The following is an 18106-nucleotide window of genomic DNA, read 5'->3' as shown; positions in this document are numbered from 1 at the left end:
CTGAAGCGTCCGTCGTCAGCCTTGCGCCGCCGTCGTACGTCCCTAATTCTTTCTTCTTATAGGAGTTGTTCATGGCTGATCCGGCACGTGCTGCCAAGTTGGCGCAGCGGATTAAGGTTGTTGTTGCTGAGGCTCTGGGCCGGAAGGTCAAGGATCCCCGGCTGGAGGGCATTACTGTTACTGATGCCCGCGTGACCAATGATCTGCAGCATGCCACCGTTTATTACACCGTCTTTGGCGACCAGGCTGTCCAGGCTGATGCTGCCAAGGGGCTTGAGAAGGCCAAGGGTGTGCTCCGGCAGGAAGTTGGACGCAACATTACTGTGCGCCTGACCCCCACCCTTGAGTTCGTGGCTGACCAGATTCCGGTCAATGCCTCCAACCTGGAGGAACTGCTGCGCGAGGCCAAGAAGCGGGATGCAGAGGTTGCTGCCCTGGCCGCCAACGCCCGGCACGCCGGCGATGCCGACCCGTACAAGTCCGACGCCGTGGCCGACGTGGACATTGACGAGGACGACTTCGACGAAGAGGACCTGGACCTCAGCGACGACGAAGACCTCGACGAGGACGGCAACAAGTAGGCAACTGAGGCTGCCAGCATGACAACAGGACCCGGAGGCAGCTCCGGGTCCTGTTGCATTTGCGCTGCCGCCTGTCAGCGGTCGACTTCGATGACCCTGCCTGCAGGCTTGGGAGCCGAAGCGTCCGGTGCTGACGGGTCTGACAGCCCCATCAGTGCATCCACCGTGGCGAAGACATCCCCATCCCTGTACTCAACATCGGCGGGCTGGTTCACGGAAAGGAAACGTGAACGCTCGGCGTCGCCGGTGAACTTCAGGATCTCGCCACCAAACAGCGACGCCACGTAGACGTCCCCGTTGTCTGCCACAGCAAGCCCGGTGGGGCTCAGGATATGGTCCGCCCAAACAGTCGTGTCACCGTTCCACGGATTCACCTTGAAGACCGCACCGCGCGGACCCATTTCCGGTCCTTCCGGGCCACCAGGCAACGACGTGACGTACAGCCAGCCGTCCGGCCCGATTTCGACGTCGGTGGGAACGGGTTCGAAGGCGTACTTCTCGCCGACAACACATTCAGGAACCGGCACACTGTTGCCCTGCATGTCAACGGGGATCTGCAGTCCGGCAGGGACCTTGGCCGGCCTTGGCGGCAGGACCGCCAGCGTGGAAATGGCGCCTGACGAAAGATTCACCTTGAGGATCGCGTTCATGCCGGCATCAGCCACATAGGCAGTATTGCCCTTGATTGCCAGGGCGTACGGGTGGGAATCCACCGCTCCCGTGTACCGTGCCGGCGGGAAGGCCGGCCAGTCCGCCAGGCACGTGTCGCTGACATCGGGCTCGAAGCCGTAGTGCTGGTCACCGTCGGGGTTGTGCTTCCGTTCGTAGTCCGCAAAGTTGGCGATGGTGTCCACATCACCCTTGGAGTCAATGGACTTGAGGTAGCCCTGGAGAGCGGCGGGGTCACCTTGTCCGGCTCCAATACTTTCCAGGAAATACGTCATGCCATCGTGGATTTCCGCCCCGGCCACTTCCCAGCCCTTCTCCGCGGTATGGATGTCCTCACGATCGCCGTCGTGCTCCACCCGGGTGAGGATGCCGGCGAAATCCTGGCTGACGCGGACAGTTTCACCGCTGCCCACCGCGAGATGGAGGGGCGAGACCAGGCCGGTTGCCATGACCTCATAGTCGGGGTTGTGGCTGGATGCGAGTGCCGGTGCGGCCTGCACCATCGTGGCGGTGGCCACGCAGGCGATAAAGGTAAGTTGTCGTTTCATTGGGTACTCCGGGGTGCGAGATGCCCTTGCGGGCTGGATATGAAGCCTCCGCAGAGGCGAAATGATCCCCCGGGCGCAAGCGTAGGCCCCTACCAGCGGGTAGTCGTTGGGGGCATCCCCCCTTTCTGGCCCCCATTTCGTCCCCCAACGGGGCACCTGTGGCTAGGATCGTGCTATGACGTCCGCAGACCACGGCAACAGGGGCTTGCAGCACCCCGAATCTGCTCAGCACCCCGAATCTGCCCACCATCCCGGACAGGCTCAATACCTTGAACAGGCCGTGGAACTGGCCACGCACAACGTCGCTGAGGGCGGCGGGCCATTCGGAGCGGTCGTGGTGACGCCTGACGGACGCGTCCATACCGGAGTCAACAGGGTGACCAGGGATAACGACCCCACCGCCCACGCGGAAGTGGTGGCCATCCGGGCAGCGGCCGCCGCTGCAGCCGATTTCGACCTCACCGGTTCGGTCCTCTACGCAAGCTGCGAGCCGTGCCCCATGTGCCTGGCGTCCGCCTTGTGGGCCAGGATCGGACACGTCTACTACGCAGCAGACCGGCACGGGGCCGCGGCGGCAGGCTTCGATGACGCGCTCTTCTATGACTACTTCAGTGGCGCGGCGCCGGAGCTGATGCCGGTCACCAAGGGTGACATCCCGACGTCGGACGTCCCCTTTCAGGCATGGCGCGCCTTTGACAGCAGGAAGGAATATTAGCCATGGAACCCACACTCTTGAGCTGCCCGGCCTGCGGCAAGACCAACCGGGTTCCGGCCAGGGCTTCGGGCCACCCGCGCTGCGGCAACTGCAAGGCGGACCTGCCCTGGATCGTATCCGCAGGCGACAGCGACTTCGCGGCCGTGGCGGAGCAATCCCCGGTTCCGGTGCTGGTCGACTTCTGGGCGGCGTGGTGCGGACCCTGCCGGATGGTCAGCCCGGTCCTGGACAAGCTGGCCAGGGAACGGCCCGGGAAGATCAAGCTGGTGAAGGTGGATGTGGATACGTCTCCCGGCCTGTCGCAGCGGTTCGATGTGCAGGCCATTCCCACCTTGATGGTGCTTGTTGACGGAAAGGTGGCAGCGCGCCAGGCGGGCGCTGCGCCGGCGGAGGTCCTCCGTTCCTGGCTGGACAAGGCCCTCGCCGGCGCCCGCAGCTAGCTGGAAACGGAGCGCTCGGAACCCGGCACCAGCCGTCTACGGCCGGGCGTCCGGAAGCCGGGACAGCCCATCCAGCAGGTCCTGCTTCCGGCCACACAGCGCGATCCGGACCCACCCCTCGCCAATGGAGCCGAAGGCGGTCCCCGGAGCCAGCGCCACACCGGAGTCTGCGAGGAAACGCCGAACCCAAGCCCGCACATCCCCGCCGCTCACGTGGGACATATCAGCCCACAGGTAGAACGCGCCCTGCGCCGGAAGATACCGGATCCCCTTGGCTGCCAGCACCGCAGAGGCGGCGTCCCGGTTCTCCCGGTAGTGCTGGTGGGCGTGCCGGACGTAGTCCTGCGGCCCGGTCAGCGCCGCGAGCGCCGCGTACTGCGGCGCAGACGCCACGCACGAGACGATCGATTCCATGACGTTGTCCATCTTCTGTTCGAGCCCTGGCGGACAGACCAGGGCGCCGATGCGCAGCCCGGTCAGGCCGTAGGTCTTGGACAGTGTCAGCGACGTGAACACGCGCGCATCCGCCGCCGTGCCGCCGTCGAACCTTGCCGGGCTGACGTGGGGCACATCGTAGGTGAACGCCTCGTAGCACTCGTCCGAGACCACCCAGATGTCGTGCCGGCGGGCCAAATCCATCAGTTCCCGGACTACTTCCTCAGCCAGCACGGCGCCAAGGGGGTTGGAGGGGGAGTTGAGGACCAGCACCCGGGTGCGGCTGGTGATCAGCGCCTCCACATCGGCAACCCGGGGCTGGAAGCCGTGTTCGGGGTGCAGCGGATAGCCCACGGGGACGGCACTGAGCAGCCGGCTGGTCATGGCGAAGGTGGGGTAGCCCGGGTTGGGGATCAGGATTTCGTCCCCGGGGGAGAGCAGCAGGCTCATGGCGAAGTGCAGGCCCTGCTGCGCACCGGACACCACGTAGACACGGTCAGCGCCGACATCCACTCCCTGTTCCTCCCGGAACCTGGCAGCGAAGGCTTCACGAAGGGCGGGAATCCCGGCGTTGGGCGTGTAGTTGGTTTCATCACGGTCAAGGCAGGCGATGCCTGCGTCCAGGACGTGGCGGGGGAGCGGGAACCCGGGCTCCCCGATGCTCAGCACAATGGCGCCGGGAGTGCGCCACGCGGCCTCGGTGATCTCGCGGATCTGGTTGACGGGCACGTCGCGGACATGGGCGGCAAGCTCAGGCATGCCAGCCATCCTAACCGTCCCTGCGGGACTGCCGCCGAGCGTGCCGTGACGGGCCGCAGTGGGTGGGCAGGCGGGCCTACCAGCGCCGATATACTGGGAGGCGTGCTTTCTGGACTGGTGATAGTGGACAAGCCGCAGGGATGGACCAGCCATGATGTGGTTGGCCGGATGCGGCGCCTCGCAGGGACCCGGAAAGTGGGGCACGCAGGAACCCTGGACCCGATGGCCACCGGCGTCCTGGTGGTGGGCATCAACAAGGCAACGCGCTTGCTCACCTACATCGTGGGCACCTCAAAGACCTACACCGCCACCATCCGGCTGGGCCAGTCCACCGTCACCGATGACGCGGAAGGGGAGGTCACTGCCACCACCGGCACGTCCGGCGTCAGCGAGCAGGCAATTTACGACGGCGTCGCAGCACTCACGGGCGGCATCCAGCAGGTGCCCAGCAGCGTCAGCGCCATCAAAGTGAACGGCGAACGCGCCTATGCGCGCGTGCGGTCGGGTGAGGACGTGAAGCTGGCCTCACGCCCCGTCACCATCCACCGGTTCGAGGTGCACGCCATTGCGCGAAACCCCGAGGCGGATGTGGTTGACCTCGACGTCACGGTCGAATGCTCCTCCGGTACGTACATCCGCGCCCTGGCCCGGGACCTTGGCAATGCCCTTGGCGTGGGAGGCCACCTCACCGCCCTCCGCAGGACCCACGTGGGCCCCTATTCCCTCGATCAGGCGCGCACCCTTGAACAGCTGGCCGAGGAGCTCAACGTCCTGGAGATGTCTGAGGCTGCCCGCGCGCTGATGCCCAACCGCGAACTCAGCGCCGAGGAAACCACTGAGATCTCCTTCGGGCGGCGCATTGCTGCCGGGGCCGCCCCCGGCGCTCCCGGTGCTGCCACCGCCGAACATCCCGCCGCTGCCTTCGCCCCCGACGGAAGCCTGGTGGCCCTTCTTGCCGACGCCGGCAGCTACGCCAAGCCGGTGCTCGTCTTCGCCCCCGGCTCCGGCGCTGCCGCAACCGCCGCGGAGGCCTAAAGCGTGGACGCGTATTTTTGGATCATCCTCGTCGTCGGCCTGGTGTCCACGCTGCTATGCCTGGGTGCGGGAGTCCTGAAGAAGGCGCCCAACGATGCCACCATCCTCTCCGTCGTTGCAGTGGAAGTGGCCCTGGTGGTGTACCTGGTGGGTTCCATCGTCAGGGTCATTGCCGGCGAACCCATTGCCGGCGAGGCGTGGGAGTTCTGGGGCTATATGGCCACCGCCATGCTCCTGCCGCCGGCAGCCATCTACTGGTCCATCCTGGAGCGCACACGGTGGAGCAATTTTGTCCTGGCCGCAGTCGGCGTCACGGCACTCGTCATGGCTGCCCGAATGAACCAGATCTGGTACTGAAGTGGAAGAAGCAGCAGGAATGAAAGACAAGCAGGCCCAGGCGGCCACCGGTGAGGCACCCGTCCGCAATACCCGCAACACCGGCCCCGGCCGCCTCCTGATCGCCGTGTACGGGGTCTTCGCCATCTCGGCCACCGCCCGTGCCGGCTACCAGATCCTCACCAAGTTCTCCGAGGCTCCACTGGCCTACCTGCTCTCCGCCTTCGCCGCCCTGGTCTACGTGGTGGCCACAGTGTCGCTGGCCAAGGCCGGAAGCACCTGGTTCAAGGTCTCCGTTGCCGCAGTGCTGGTTGAACTGTTGGGGGTCCTGGTAGTGGGGACCCTGAGCATCCTGGATTCCGTGCAGTTCCCGCACGAGACGGTGTGGTCCCTGTTTGGCCGCGGCTACGGTTTCATCCCGCTGCTGCTGCCCATCCTTGGCCTGGTGTGGCTCTACCGGCGCCGGCCTTCGGCGGCTGGACCGCGCGTCCAGGCTTCCCGGTGAAGCCAAAGCAACCGCAGGGGCGCCGGGGGCGTCCGAGTGTCAAGGGCAGCACAATGAATCCGGGTAATCTTGAAGAGTTCCGCGGCCGGTATGGTTCCGGAACGTCGATGCAGGCAGCTTAAGGCGAGGGTGATGGTTTACATCTGGAACGATCCGTCCGATGTCCCGGCGGATTTCGGCCCATCCGTTGTCACGTTCGGCAACTTTGACGGCGTCCACCGCGGCCACCAGCAGGTGCTGTCCCAGCTGCTCCGTTCGGCCCGCCTCTCCCATGACAAAGCCGTTGCCGTGACGTTCGACCCCCACCCCGCGCTTATCCACCGGCCCGAGGCCGCCCCGGAGCTGATCATGGGCCTGGACGACAAGCTGGAGGCGCTGGGCGAACTGGGACTGGACGCCATACTGGTGGTCAAGTACTCGCTGGACCTCGCCAGCCTCACCGCAGAGGAATTCGTGGAGCAGTACCTGGTGGACTGCCTGCATGCCAGCCACGTGGTCATCGGCCACGACGCCCGCTTTGGACGGGGCAACTCCGGCGACCTGGACACCATGAAGGCGCTGGGCGACAAGTTCGGCTTCGACGTCCAGGTCATCAGCGAGTTCGGTGCCGAGGGCTACCCCCTGCATGACGACGACGGCACGGACCGGCGCTGTTCCTCCACCTGGGTGCGCGAAGCCCTGCAGGAGGGCGACGTGGCCACGGCCGCCTCCGTCCTGGGCCGCCCGCACCGGATGCGCGGCGAGGTGGTCCACGGGGCTGCCCGCGGCCGGGCCCTCGGCTTCCCCACGGCCAACCTCTCTTCGAACGCCTCAGGGCTGATTCCCGCTGACGGCATCTACGCCGGCTGGCTGGTGGACCAAGCCGGTACGCGGTGGCCGGCAGCGATCTCGGTAGGGTCCAATCCCACGTTCGACGGCGTGAGCCGCCAGGTTGAAGCGCACGTGATCGACAGGCCCAAGGAGGCCGTGGAGGACTTCGATCTGTACGGCCAGACAGTGATTGTTGAATTCGTGGCGCGGCTTCGCGGCATGGTGGCCTATCGTGGCCCTGAGGCCCTGGTGGAACAAATGCGGCTGGATGTGGCCCAGGCCCACCAGCTCCTCAGCGGCCGCTGATTCCAGCATCCGCCGGAGCTTCAGCAACCGGGTGAGCACAACGAAAGGCAGCACGTGTCCGTCGAAAAGAACACCCGCAAGCTGGATAAGGGGATCGTCCGCGACTTCAGCTCGCGGATGAGCTACGCCTCCTACCTGCAACTTCCCACGCTGCTCAGCGCCCAGCAGCCGGTCAGCCAGCCCGAACACCACGATGAGCTCCTGTTCATCATCCAGCACCAGACCACGGAGCTGTGGCTCAAACTGGTCCTGCACGAGCTGCGGAGCGCGGCCGCCTGGCTCCGGGAGGACGATCTCGGTTCGGCGCTCAAGGGCATTGCCCGGGTGAAGCACATCCAGAAGACCCTCACCGAGCAGTGGTCCGTCCTGGCTACCCTTACCCCCACCGAGTATTCGCAGTTCCGCGGGTTCCTCGGCAACTCGTCGGGGTTCCAGTCCGCCCAGTACCGAGCCGTCGAATTCGTTTTGGGCAACAAGAACCGCAAGATGCTTCCGGTCTTCGAATCCGACCCCGAAGCGCACGCCATGCTGGAGGAACTGCTTGCCGCACCCAGCATCTACGACGAATTCCTGGCCTACCTCGCCCGCAAGGGTTTCGACGTGCCCCGTTCGGTCCTGGACCGGGATGTAACCCGGGCGCACGAGTTCGCCCCGGAACTGGTCCCGCTCTTCAAGCACATCTATGAGAACGCGGCGGACAACTGGGCGGCCTACGAGGCGTGCGAGGAACTGGTGGACCTGGAGGACAACTTCCAGCTCTGGCGGTTCCGGCACCTGCGCACCGTCCAGCGGACCATCGGGATGAAGACAGGTACCGGGGGATCCAGCGGCGTCACCTTCCTGCAGAAGGCACTGGAACTGACGTTCTTCCCGGAACTATTCGCTGTCAGGACGGAGATCGGACAATGAGCATCCACCAGGAAAACCCCACCAGGGTGACCGCCGACGAACTCCGCGCGCGGGCCGAAGAGCTGGACCGCCGGGACCCCCTGGCCCGCTGCCGGGACCAGTTCATCGGCACGGACACGCCCCTGTCCTACCTTGACGGCAACTCCCTCGGCAGGCCGCTGAAGCGCACGGCCGACGACGTCGCCGCCTTCATCCGGGACGAGTGGGGCGGCCGCCTGATCCGCGGCTGGGACGAAAAGTGGCTCAGCATGCCGCAGGCCATCGGGGACCAGCTGGGCCGCGCCGTCCTCGGGGCAGCGCCGGGGCAGACCATCATCGCCGATTCCACCACTGTGGTCCTCTACAAGCTGATCCGCGCAGCCCTGGCCGCAGTGCAGGACCCCGACCGCAACGAGCTGGTGCTGGACACCGAAAACTTCCCCACCGACCGCTACCTGGTGGAAGGGATTGCCCTCGAGGAAGGCCTGACCCTCCGCTGGATCGAGCCCGACCCGGCGGCCGGGGTGACCCTTGAGCAGGTGCGCCAGGCCACCGGGCCGCGGACCGCCGTCGTCCTCCTCAGCCAAATTGCCTACCGCTCCGGCCACCTGGCCGACCTGCCCGCCATCACCGCTGCAGTACACGACGCCGGCGCCCTGGTGGTGTGGGATCTTTGCCATTCGGCGGGGTCCGTGGAGATCGACCTGGACGGCGCGGACGTGGACTTCGCAGGCGGCTGCACCTACAAGTACCTCAACGGCGGCCCCGGTTCGCCTGCCTTCGCCTACGTCAATGCCCGGCACCTGCCCTCGCTGAACCAGCCCATCTGGGGTTGGATGGGGCGCAAGGACGCCTTCGAGATGGCCGCCGGCTATGAACCGGCCGCCGGCATCCGCGGCTTCCTCAGCGGCACCCCCGCCATATTCGGCATGATCGCCATGCAGGGCACCCTGGACCTCATCGAAGAAGCCACCATGGCTGCCATCCGGGAGAAGTCCCTGGCGCTGACCGCGTTCGCGGTGGACGTCTTCGACGCCTGGCTGGCCCCGCTGGGTGCAGAACTGGCGTCTCCGCGGGACCCGGGGGAGCGCGGAGGACACATCACGGTGGATCATGCCGACTTCACCAAGGCCACTGTGGAAGCACTTTGGGAAGGGGACGTAATCCCGGACTTCCGCTCTCCGCACGGCATCCGGGTGGGATTGTCGCCCTTGAGCACCAGTTTCACGGAAGTCCTCCAAGGCATGGCGGCCATCAGGGACGGGCTCCAAGGCTGAGGAGCGCGCTGTTTCGACAAGGTTAGGCCGGGGCCGGTAAACTGGACGATGGATCCGGCTGCAGTCCGTGGCGGCTGGTTCCTGTTGCAGTCCGCCTGCTCCGGTTCGCCGGATCAAGGCGTACCCGGCAGACCCGGCAGTGATTTTCTGACCTGGGCCCTCACGGCACATTTTCTAGGAGTTATTGTGGCACTTGACGCCGCTGTAAAGCAGTCCATCATCAAGGAATACGCAACCGCCGAAGGCGACACCGGTTCACCGGAGGTCCAGGTTGCTGTCCTGACCCAGCGGATCAAGGATCTGACTGAGCACATGAAGGAGCACAAGCACGACTACCACACCCAGCGCGGTCTGCTGGCCATGGTTGGTCGTCGCAAGCGTATGCTGAGCTACCTCAAGAAGACTGACATCGCCCGCTACCGTTCGCTCATCGAGCGCCTCGGCCTGCGCCGCTAGTCTGGCTTCGGGCGGCCCTTTCCTTCCGGAACGGGCCGCCTTCTTCAAATAAAAACTAAACAGGAGGATCAACCGCATCACGCATTCGCGGTCCTCGGTAGTGATCCCCGGGAGCGGCTTCGTTGACTGAAGCCGGCGGCCCGTGGGTCTCGATCGATGACCGGGTGCAGGGCCAGTAGACAGATGCTGGCCGGGTTGATGCGGCTGGACTTCCGTCAAACAGAAACGGAGGTGACTCTCTTGGAGGGTCCCGAAATCCAGTTCTCGGAAGCAGTCATTGACAATGGCCGTTTCGGCAAGCGCGTAATCCGCTTCGAAACCGGCCGCCTTGCCAAGCAGGCAGCCGGCGCAGCCATGGTGTACATCGACGATGACACCGCACTGCTGTCCGCCACCACTGCCGGCAAGCACCCGCGTGAAGGCTTTGACTTCTTCCCGCTGACGGTCGACGTCGAAGAGCGCATGTACGCTGCCGGCCGCATCCCGGGCTCGTTCTTCCGCCGTGAAGGCCGCCCGTCCACCGAAGCCATCCTGGCCTGCCGCCTGATGGACCGCCCGCTGCGCCCCGCCTTCATCAAGGGCCTGCGCAACGAGGTCCAGATCGTGGTCACCGTCCTGGCCATCAACCCCGACGAGCTGTACGACGTGGTGGCAATCAACGCCTCCTCGATGTCCACCCAGCTGTCCGGCCTCCCGTTCTCCGGCCCCATCGGCGGCGTCCGCGTTGCCCTGGTCAACGACGAAAACGGATCGCAGTGGGTTGCCTTCCCCAAGCACTCGCAGCTGGAAAACTCCGTGTTCAACATGGTGGTTGCCGGCCGCGTTGCAGGTGACGACGTCGCCATCATGATGGTTGAGGCCGAAGCAACCGACAACTCCTGGAACCTCATCAAGGAACAGGGCGCCACCGCCCCCACCGAAGAGGTTGTGGCCGAGGGCCTCGAGGCTGCCAAGCCGTTCATCAAGGCACTCTGCGACGCCCAGGCCGATCTGGCCGCACGCGCTGCAAAGCCCACTGTCGAATTCCCGGTCTTCCTGGACTACGAGGACGACGCTTACGCCGCCGTCGAATCTGCCGCCGCCGAAAAGCTTGCCGCTGTCTTCCAGATCGCCGACAAGCAGGAACGCGACAACGCTTCCGACGCGCTCAAGGACGAGGTCCTCGCCAACCTGGCCGGCCAGTTCGAAGGCCGCGAGAAGGAACTGTCCGCTGCCTTCCGCTCGGTTACCAAGCACGTGGTGCGCCAGCGCATCCTCAAGGACCAGATCCGTATCGACGGCCGTGGCCTGACGGACATCCGCCAGCTCACCGCAGAGGTTGAGGTCCTGCCCCGCGTTCACGGTTCGGCCATCTTCGAGCGCGGCGAGACCCAGATCATGGGTGTCACCACGCTGAACATGCTCAAGATGGAACAGCAGATCGACTCGCTGTCGCCCGTCACCCGCAAGCGCTACATGCACAACTACAACTTCCCGCCGTACTCCACCGGTGAGACCGGCCGCGTGGGCTCGCCCAAGCGACGCGAAATCGGCCACGGTGCCTTGGCAGAGCGCGCCCTGGTGCCCGTACTGCCGTCCCGCGAGGAATTCCCCTACGCCATCCGCCAGGTATCCGAGGCCCTCGGCTCCAACGGTTCGACGTCGATGGGTTCCGTCTGCGCCTCCACCCTGTCCCTGCTGAACGCCGGTGTGCCCCTGAAGGCCGCCGTCGCCGGCATCGCCATGGGCCTGGTTTCCGACCAGGTTGACGGCCAGACCCGCTACGCGGCACTGACCGACATCCTCGGCGCCGAAGACGCCTTCGGTGACATGGACTTCAAGGTTGCCGGTACCGCTGAGTTCGTCACGGCCATCCAGCTGGACACCAAGCTCGACGGCATCCCCGCTTCCGTGCTGGCAGCAGCGCTGAAGCAGGCCCGCGAGGCACGCCTGCACATCCTCGAGGTCCTCAACTCGGCCATCGACACCCCGGACGAGCTCTCCGAGTTCGCACCGCGCGTCATCGCCGTCAAGATCCCCGTGGACAAGATCGGCGAGGTCATCGGCCCCAAGGGCAAGATGATCAACCAGATCCAGGAGGACACCGGCGCGGACATCTCCATCGAGGACGACGGCACGGTCTACATTGGCGCCACGAACGGTCCGTCTGCAGACGCAGCACGCTCCGCCATCAACGCCATCGCCAACCCGCAGGTCCCCGAAATCGGCGAGCGTTACCTGGGTACGGTCGTCAAGACCACCACCTTCGGTGCCTTCGTTTCGCTGACCCCGGGCAAGGACGGCCTCCTGCACATCTCCGAGCTCCGCAAGCTGGCCAACGGCAAGCGCGTGGACAACGTCGAGGACGTAGTCTCGGTGGGCCAGAAGGTCCAGGTGGAAATCACCAAGATCGATGACCGTGGAAAGCTCTCGCTCGCCCCGGTGGTAGCCGAGGAAGAAGGCGCGGAGGCCGACACCGAACGTGCCCACACCACGGAGCCCGCTGAAGGCGCTGAGGTCTAACAGCCCGGGCTTCCCGGCACAAGCACGAATCGGCGGGACCGGTGGATGATCCACCGGTCCCGCCGCTGTTACGATGGCAGCCAGATCCGGCTGCCCGTCCTGAAAGGCATCAATGACTGTTGTACCCCTGCCGCTTGAGCAGAACCACGCCGGCGACACCCTGGTCCATGGCTCCGACGGCGGGTCCGAGGTCCGGCGTTCAGTGCTGCCAGGTGGAGTGCGGGTACTCACGGAGGCGATGCCCGGCCAGCGGTCGGCAACCATCGGGTTCTGGGTGGGCGTGGGGTCCCGGGACGAGGCGCCCGGCCAGCACGGCTCCACCCACTTCCTGGAGCACCTGCTGTTCAAAGGCACCAGGCGCCGCACGGCCCTGGAAATCGCCTCCGCCTTTGATGAGGTGGGCGGCGAATCAAACGCGGCAACAGCCAAGGAAAGCACCTGCTACTTTGCCCGCGTCCTGGACTCCGACCTCCCCATGGCCATCGACGTCATCGCGGACATGATCACCGGCGCCGTGCTGGATCCTGACGAGATGGAGCAGGAACGGGACGTCATACTGGAGGAAATCGCGATGGACAGCGATGACCCCACGGATGTGGCGCATGAGCACTTCGTCGCCGCGGTCCTCGGCAGCCACCCCCTTGGGCGGCCTATTGGCGGCACCCCGGCCGCCATCAAGGCCGTGGCCCGCGATTCGGTGTGGGAGCACTACCGCCGGTACTACAAGCCTGAAGAACTGGTGATCACCGCTGCTGGCGGCCTGGACCACGATTTGGTGTGCGGACTGGTGGTGGATGCCCTGCAGACCGCCGGGTGGTCCCTGGAGGCCGACGCCGCGCCGGTGCAGCGGCGTTCCACCGAGCGGGCCCTGATTACGGGAACTGCCGGCCTGCATGTGGTCAAGCGCGCCGTGGAGCAGGCAAACATCATTATGGGATGCCCCACGATCGTTGCCACCGACGAACGGCGCTACGTCATGAGTGTCCTTAACGCGGTCCTGGGCGGCGGCATGTCCTCCCGGCTGTTCCAGGAGGTCCGCGAGAAGCGTGGACTGGTGTACTCCACCTACTCCTTTGCGTCGTCCTACGCCGACGCCGGCTATTTTGGAATGTACGCCGGCTGCACCCCGTCGAAGGTGCGGCAGGTGGTGGACCTGCTGGGTATCGAGCTCGATAAGCTCGCCGAACACGGAATTTCCGACGACGAACTCCGCAAGGCCGTGGGGCAGCTCGGCGGCGGAATTGTCCTGGCACTGGAGGACACCGGCTCCCGGATGTCCCGGCTGGGCCGCGCCGAACTGGTGTCCGGTGAATACCAGGACATCGATGAAACCCTGCGGCTGATCAAAGCCGTCACCACTGAACAGGTCCAGGAACTTGCAGCCGAACTCGCTGCCGCGCCGCGGACCATCACTGTCGTAGGTCCCTTCGACGAGACCGAGACCTTCGGGCTTTAGCACCCGGCGCTGCAGAACAGTTCTGCCGTGGACAGGGCTGCCATTGGCAGTGCTGCCGTGGGGCGCTGCTTCCAGAGGCCACTGGCGCCCCGGCCCTGCGGAGCCCATCCTGAGGGGGAATGATCTTCAACAGGAGGTGGCGGAACGGTGAACGGGCCAACTGTGGAGCGCGCACATCCAGCCTTATCTGACCTGCTGGGTCACTGGCGGGGCCGCACGCACGTGGCTTCCGGTCCCTGGGGACCGGAGCGCAGCGTGGACGCGGAGGTGACCTACCACCAGGTGGCGGGAGGCCTCGGTGTAGTGCAGAGCTACCGGCACGTTGAGCCGGACGGGAGCCACTTCGAAGGCCACGGCATCTTCACGGTTGATCCGGTCCGCAACGATGTGCTCTGGTATTACGTCGACAGCACCGGTGCGCCGCCAGGTACTGCCGCGCGCTGCACGTGGCGGAATGGCGTCCTGCGGGTTGAACGCCGCAGCGACGCCGGGTGGACACGCCATTCCATCAAAATCGAGGGAGACGTCCTTACCCACGTCACCGAGTTGCATGTGGTAGGCAAGGACGACGGCGGCGACGCGCCCGACGCTGGCACCAACGGCAAGGCTTCGCCCTACAAGCCGTTCATGCGCTCAGAGTTCCACCGGGTCTGACCATGTCAGCGTGCAGGTCACGCCGCGGACTTGATGATGCGCGTCCTGGGCGCACCGGCCAGCGCAGGGGCGTTGGCAGGGGAATGCCACACGTGTTCGCGCAGGTTCGAGAGCAATCGCTCCGCCTTGTCCAAATCCGCGAAGTCCAGCTCAACCACAATGTAGTGCGGGTCCCCGAGTGGTTGGCCAATCCGATGGGAGAGCACCCCCGAAGCCGCCCTGTTGACCGGGTCGCGGTCAAAAGCGGTCTTCCAGGTTTGGAAGTCCGTGATGGTGTGTTCGATCTGCAGGGTGTACATCGGAGTCTCCTCACTCGTCCGTGACGTGGGCGCTGCCCACGTCGCCAACATAGACGGCACGGTCCCTGGCCGGTATCCCAGAAATCTGGTGGCGGGTGCGTCGGGTCCAGTGGTGCCGGCGGGAGCATACTGGGGGAATGAAGAGGGCCTGGGCGATGGCCCGAAGCCTTGAACGCATCCGGGTTCTTGCTGGATCCATCCGGGACCACCAGGCTCTCCGAAAAACCGTGCTCACGGAAGTAAGCACCATGGTGCCCTTCGATGCATTCGTCTGGCCTCTTTGCGACCCCCGCACAACGGTAGGCATGGCACCTCGGGCCAGGATTCCCTGCCCGGAGGAACTGCCAGCACTCATCCGCCTCAAGTACCTTTCCGCTCCGGCGCGCTGGACCGGGTTGATGGCTTCTTCAGTCCCCGCACTGAGCCTCCAGCACGCAACCCAGGGTGATCCTGCCCGCAGCCTGTTGTGGAGGGGAGTGCTGAATCGCTACGACGTTCGGGACGTGCTGTCAGTCGTCTTCGCCGACCAGCACGGGTGCTGGGCTTGGCTTGATCTCTGGCGGACGGGAGAGACAGGCGACTTCACGGAAGAAGAAACCACTTACCTGGCTGAGCTGGCAGCGGCGCTGACACCGGGTTTGCGTCGTTCCGTGGGCAGGCAATTCCATGCAGGAACCACGCCCGACGTTATGGTTGGGCTGGATCTGGCTTCCCAGAAAGGCGACTCGGCGCTGCCCGGTGGACCTTCTGGACAGGACCTGGTCCCTGGGCCGGATACCGGGAGGCAGCGATTACCCGAGCAGGGTGTCCTGACCTTGAGCGAAGACCTCGCCGTGGTTGGCCGGACTGAATCGGTCAACGAATGGCTCCATCTGTTGCAGCCCGGTCCCGTCCCGCATCACCACGTTCCGGCCGAGGTGCTGAACGTTGCTGCGCAGTTGCTCGCGAGGGAGGCCGGAGTGGACCACCATGATGCAGAGAGCAGGGTGCATATTGGTTCCGGCAGATGGGCCCTGCTGCGAGCCAACCGGATTGCCCCTGCCGCAGAGGGTTCGACACCGCCGCTGGCCGTGACCATTCAGGGCTGTATGCCTTCCGACCGGGTAGAAGTCTTTGCCCGTGCATTCAGCCTTACGCCACGGCAGAGGCAGCTGTTGTGGTTGGCTGCCGCCGGTGCGGACACAGTAACCATGGCGGAGGCCCAGGGAGTGACGCCATACACCGTCCAGGACCAGTTCAAGCAGATTTTCCTGAACTGCGGAGTCCACAGCCGCGCAGCCTTGATGGCCCTGGCGCTTGGAACCGGCTCACTGGGGTAACAATGGCTGCGTGGAGCGACGGACGCTGGACAGTGGACCCCCAGCGTTGCCAGCACAAGGTACAGCAGGACTTTTCACGACAGCAGCAACTGCCAGCTCGATTCTGGATCCGGCGGCAAGCGGAAGGGCATGGCGTAGAACTCGTCCCATAGCGGATCAGCAGGCGACAATTCATCCGGGCCAATGAAGCGGTCATCGGGTGGCTCTCCACATAGCACTTCCGGCACGTCCGGCCAATCCGGCATCTCGGCTAGTGACTCCAGGATTCCTGGTGGCCAGTGGGTTGGTTCCCGGTCGAGGTGTTCGGGTTTGTAGTGGCGGCCGGTGGGTGAGGTCCAGCCGGGAGAGCCGTTCTCCGTCGCGGGGTCGGGGTTCCATGACCGGGCGTGCTTGAGCCGGTGATGTTTGGGGCAGAGTTGTGCCAGGTTGCTGGTGCCGGTGGTGCCGCCGTGGTCCCAGGCGGTGAGGTGGTCGATGTCGTTGTCCGGGGTGCGGTTGCTGCAGCCGGGGAAGGTGCATTTTCCGTCCCGCATCCGGATCCATTGTTTGATGGTCTCCGGCAGCCGGTAGCGGGTGCGGCCGATCTCCAGCGGGGCCCCGTCCCGGGGGTCGACCAGGACCCGGTAAAACGAGTCCGCCCCGTCCGCGACGAGTTTCCGGGCCATGGATGCCGGGATGGGGCCCAGGCCGTCCAGCACCGCCGGTTCGTCGGTGACACCGAGCAGGGAGAACACCGGCACCATGACCAGGACGTCGGCCCGCGGCGTGGGGACTCGTCCAATATCACTATTGCTCCCCGCAGCGCTCCCGGTACCGGAAACGCTGCCTGCGCCTGTTGCCGCAGCATCACCGGTCCTCCCTGCCGTCTCACCCGCAGCAGCCTCACGCGCAGGCGTTCCGGTGCCGAGGAGCAGTGATGCTGCGATGTCGGGGCGGAGTTGGGTGAGGGTGCGGGTTTCGTCGGGGCCTTGGAGGCCGCGGGCGGTGGCGGTGGTGCGGTTCCAGATGGCGCAGGCGGTGTCGCCGGGGAGGCGGAGCGAGATCCAGGCCATGCCGTCGCGGTCCGAGGTGTATTCCATCCGCCGGTCCGCGACGCCCCTGGCGTGGCGTTTCTCCAGGGTTTCGGGGTGGTGGCGCTCCCGCCACCCCCGGACCTTCGCCCGGAACCGGGACGGAACCAGCTCACCGGGTGCGGCGCCGCGGGCTGGGTTCGGGGCATCGGGGTCGAAGAAGTGTGCCACCAGGGCGGCGGCACCGTCCGGGGTGAGGCCTTCGGTTTCGTCCGCAACGATTTTGGCGTGCTGCCAGGAGAGGTCCCCGGCGGCCAAGGCTTCCATCACCGGCGGGAGGGAACACACCCGCTGGGACTGCTCCACGAACGCCCCGGCAGCGCCTGAGCTGATGGTCAGGACCCCTGCGATTTCCTCCACCGCTGACATCTCCGCATACGTCCGCTCATGCACAGGGGCCTCCGGAGGAAGCATGGCGTGCTGAATGGCAACGGCTTCGGCAACATCACCGGCTTTCACCGCGGCGAGCTGCGCCTCCAGCCGCTTCACCACCTCCAGCCGTTCCAGCCGGAGCCCGTACCGCCGCTGCAACACATCAACATCAGCCCCAATACCAACCCCGGCAGCCAGGAATGCATCCTCAGCAGCAAGCGCATCGAGGGCGGCCATAGAGGAGTGAACCCCCTCCAAGACCACCCCGCCACCGCTGCTGATTCCCATAAGAGCATCTTCCAACGGGGGTCTGACATTCCAAGTTGCGCCGGGCCATCAGAGGGCTGACCATCAAAAAGACCAGGGCAGCCTCAAGAAGCTGTTCCGCCTACAACCCGGATACTTACCCGCCGGCGAACGGAGGCAGCACGTCCACCACGTCGTCCGGACCAAGAACGGTCGAGTGGTCCCGCACGGCCACCTCGTTGAGCAGGAAGCTGCTGCGGGAAAGGATCCGGGGGAGCGGCGGGGTTCCGGCGGGGGGTACGGCACGCTCCACGGCCAGCACCGCCTCCAGCAGGTCCGCCACGGTAGCACCAGCCGGAAGTTCGAACTTTTCTTCCTCGAAGCCTGCGGCAGCGCGTGCGGCAGCAAAATAACGTACCAGCATTCCA

The 18106-nt window shown here is 65.5% G+C and carries 19 protein-coding genes; 14 read left to right on the top strand and 5 right to left on the bottom strand.

All coding sequences use genetic code 11. The features are described from left to right. Positions 1-71 precede the first annotated feature (71 nt). On the top strand, positions 72-581 hold the full coding sequence (gene rbfA, locus QFZ60_RS13390) for a 30S ribosome-binding factor RbfA (RefSeq protein WP_056338417.1): 510 nt from the start codon (positions 72-74) through the stop codon (positions 579-581). A 74-nt stretch (positions 582-655) separates the two neighbouring features. Here the strand turns inward: rbfA and QFZ60_RS13385 are convergent, their stop codons facing one another. After that, positions 656-1798, bottom strand: coding sequence for a ScyD/ScyE family protein (locus QFZ60_RS13385; protein WP_307091007.1), 1143 nt, complete (start codon positions 1796-1798; stop codon positions 656-658). Between the two features lie 175 nt (positions 1799-1973). Here QFZ60_RS13385 and QFZ60_RS13380 point away from each other — a divergent pair, with 175 nt between their 5' ends. Both QFZ60_RS13380 and trxA read left to right on the top strand, forming a co-directional pair. Further along, positions 1974-2513 (top strand): nucleoside deaminase, encoded by a 540-nt coding sequence (locus QFZ60_RS13380; RefSeq protein ID WP_307091005.1) that lies wholly within the window; start codon positions 1974-1976, stop codon positions 2511-2513. Positions 2514-2515: 2 nt separating this feature from the next. Continuing rightward, entirely contained in the window at positions 2516-2953 is a 438-nt protein-coding gene (trxA, locus tag QFZ60_RS13375; protein ID WP_142121045.1) for a thioredoxin, read from the top strand. Positions 2954-2989: 36 nt separating this feature from the next. Here trxA and QFZ60_RS13370 read toward each other — a convergent pair whose 3' ends face one another. Then, positions 2990-4147: a pyridoxal phosphate-dependent aminotransferase gene (locus tag QFZ60_RS13370; RefSeq protein ID WP_307091002.1), complete on the bottom strand. Its 1158-nt coding sequence runs from the start codon at positions 4145-4147 to the stop codon at positions 2990-2992. A 102-nt stretch (positions 4148-4249) separates the two neighbouring features. Here QFZ60_RS13370 and truB point away from each other — a divergent pair, with 102 nt between their 5' ends. From truB to QFZ60_RS13320, 10 genes are all read left to right on the top strand, one after another. Continuing rightward, on the top strand, positions 4250-5182 hold the full coding sequence (gene truB / locus QFZ60_RS13365) for a tRNA pseudouridine(55) synthase TruB (RefSeq protein ID WP_307091000.1): 933 nt from the start codon (positions 4250-4252) through the stop codon (positions 5180-5182). Between the two features lie 3 nt (positions 5183-5185). After that, positions 5186-5539 (top strand): hypothetical protein, encoded by a 354-nt coding sequence (locus QFZ60_RS13360; protein ID WP_142121052.1) that lies wholly within the window; start codon positions 5186-5188, stop codon positions 5537-5539. Between the two features lie 19 nt (positions 5540-5558). Further along, on the top strand, positions 5559-6023 hold the full coding sequence (locus tag QFZ60_RS13355) for a hypothetical protein (protein WP_307090998.1): 465 nt from the start codon (positions 5559-5561) through the stop codon (positions 6021-6023). A 132-nt stretch (positions 6024-6155) separates the two neighbouring features. Further along, positions 6156-7139: a bifunctional riboflavin kinase/FAD synthetase gene (locus tag QFZ60_RS13350; protein ID WP_307090996.1), complete on the top strand. Its 984-nt coding sequence runs from the start codon at positions 6156-6158 to the stop codon at positions 7137-7139. A 54-nt stretch (positions 7140-7193) separates the two neighbouring features. Then, entirely contained in the window at positions 7194-8048 is an 855-nt protein-coding gene (gene kynA / locus QFZ60_RS13345) for a tryptophan 2,3-dioxygenase (RefSeq protein WP_142121058.1), read from the top strand. Continuing rightward, the gene (locus QFZ60_RS13340; protein WP_307090993.1) at positions 8045-9304 is read left to right on the top strand and encodes a kynureninase; all 1260 of its coding nucleotides are present in this window, start codon (positions 8045-8047) and stop codon (positions 9302-9304) included. Before kynA ends, QFZ60_RS13340 begins: the two co-directional genes overlap by 4 nt. A 186-nt stretch (positions 9305-9490) precedes the next feature. Next, complete coding sequence (rpsO, locus tag QFZ60_RS13335; RefSeq protein WP_043452786.1) at positions 9491-9760, top strand: 30S ribosomal protein S15; 270 nt, start codon at positions 9491-9493, stop codon at positions 9758-9760. 240 nt (positions 9761-10000) lie between these two features. After that, positions 10001-12262: a polyribonucleotide nucleotidyltransferase gene (locus QFZ60_RS13330; RefSeq protein WP_307093311.1), complete on the top strand. Its 2262-nt coding sequence runs from the start codon at positions 10001-10003 to the stop codon at positions 12260-12262. Between the two features lie 112 nt (positions 12263-12374). Further along, entirely contained in the window at positions 12375-13718 is a 1344-nt protein-coding gene (locus QFZ60_RS13325) for a pitrilysin family protein (protein ID WP_142121063.1), read from the top strand. A 147-nt stretch (positions 13719-13865) separates the two neighbouring features. Then, a complete protein-coding gene (locus tag QFZ60_RS13320; protein WP_307090990.1) occupies positions 13866-14372 on the top strand; it encodes a DUF1579 family protein in 507 nt (168 codons plus the stop codon). Positions 14373-14389: 17 nt separating this feature from the next. On the opposite strand, the gene QFZ60_RS13315 is transcribed toward QFZ60_RS13320, so the two are convergent. Continuing rightward, entirely contained in the window at positions 14390-14671 is a 282-nt protein-coding gene (locus tag QFZ60_RS13315; RefSeq protein WP_307090988.1) for a hypothetical protein, read from the bottom strand. A 137-nt stretch (positions 14672-14808) separates the two neighbouring features. Here QFZ60_RS13315 and QFZ60_RS13310 point away from each other — a divergent pair, with 137 nt between their 5' ends. Next, positions 14809-15990, top strand: a complete 1182-nt coding sequence (locus QFZ60_RS13310; protein ID WP_307090986.1) for a LuxR family transcriptional regulator — start codon at positions 14809-14811, stop codon at positions 15988-15990. 74 nt (positions 15991-16064) lie between these two features. Here the strand turns inward: QFZ60_RS13310 and QFZ60_RS13305 are convergent, their stop codons facing one another. Next, positions 16065-17720, bottom strand: a complete 1656-nt coding sequence (locus QFZ60_RS13305; protein ID WP_307090984.1) for an HNH endonuclease signature motif containing protein — start codon at positions 17718-17720, stop codon at positions 16065-16067. Between the two features lie 115 nt (positions 17721-17835). Then, a complete protein-coding gene (locus QFZ60_RS13300) occupies positions 17836-18102 on the bottom strand; it encodes a MoaD/ThiS family protein (protein WP_307090982.1) in 267 nt (88 codons plus the stop codon). Positions 18103-18106: the final 4 nt, after the last annotated feature.

It is taken from the genome of Arthrobacter sp. B2I5, assembly GCF_030816735.1.
Taxonomy (GTDB): Bacteria; Actinomycetota; Actinomycetes; order Actinomycetales; family Micrococcaceae; genus Arthrobacter.
This window is presented reverse-complemented; position numbering and strand designations above follow the sequence as displayed.

Coding starts and splice junctions, on each gene's coding strand:
- QFZ60_RS13355 (WP_307090998.1), top strand. CDS start 5,559: ATGAAAGACAAGCAGGCCCAGGCGGCCACCGGTGAGGCACCCGTCCGC.
- QFZ60_RS13350 (WP_307090996.1), top strand. CDS start 6,156: ATGGTTTACATCTGGAACGATCCGTCCGATGTCCCGGCGGATTTCGGC.
- QFZ60_RS13340 (WP_307090993.1), top strand. CDS start 8,045: ATGAGCATCCACCAGGAAAACCCCACCAGGGTGACCGCCGACGAACTC.
- QFZ60_RS13300 (WP_307090982.1), bottom strand. CDS start 18,102: ATGCTGGTACGTTATTTTGCTGCCGCACGCGCTGCCGCAGGCTTCGAG.
- trxA (WP_142121045.1), top strand. CDS start 2,516: ATGGAACCCACACTCTTGAGCTGCCCGGCCTGCGGCAAGACCAACCGG.
- QFZ60_RS13305 (WP_307090984.1), bottom strand. CDS start 17,720: ATGGGAATCAGCAGCGGTGGCGGGGTGGTCTTGGAGGGGGTTCACTCC.
- QFZ60_RS13315 (WP_307090988.1), bottom strand. CDS start 14,671: ATGTACACCCTGCAGATCGAACACACCATCACGGACTTCCAAACCTGG.
- QFZ60_RS13325 (WP_142121063.1), top strand. CDS start 12,375: ATGACTGTTGTACCCCTGCCGCTTGAGCAGAACCACGCCGGCGACACC.
- rbfA (WP_056338417.1), top strand. CDS start 72: ATGGCTGATCCGGCACGTGCTGCCAAGTTGGCGCAGCGGATTAAGGTT.
- QFZ60_RS13370 (WP_307091002.1), bottom strand. CDS start 4,147: ATGCCTGAGCTTGCCGCCCATGTCCGCGACGTGCCCGTCAACCAGATC.
- QFZ60_RS13385 (WP_307091007.1), bottom strand. CDS start 1,798: ATGAAACGACAACTTACCTTTATCGCCTGCGTGGCCACCGCCACGATG.
- QFZ60_RS13310 (WP_307090986.1), top strand. CDS start 14,809: ATGAAGAGGGCCTGGGCGATGGCCCGAAGCCTTGAACGCATCCGGGTT.
- QFZ60_RS13380 (WP_307091005.1), top strand. CDS start 1,974: ATGACGTCCGCAGACCACGGCAACAGGGGCTTGCAGCACCCCGAATCT.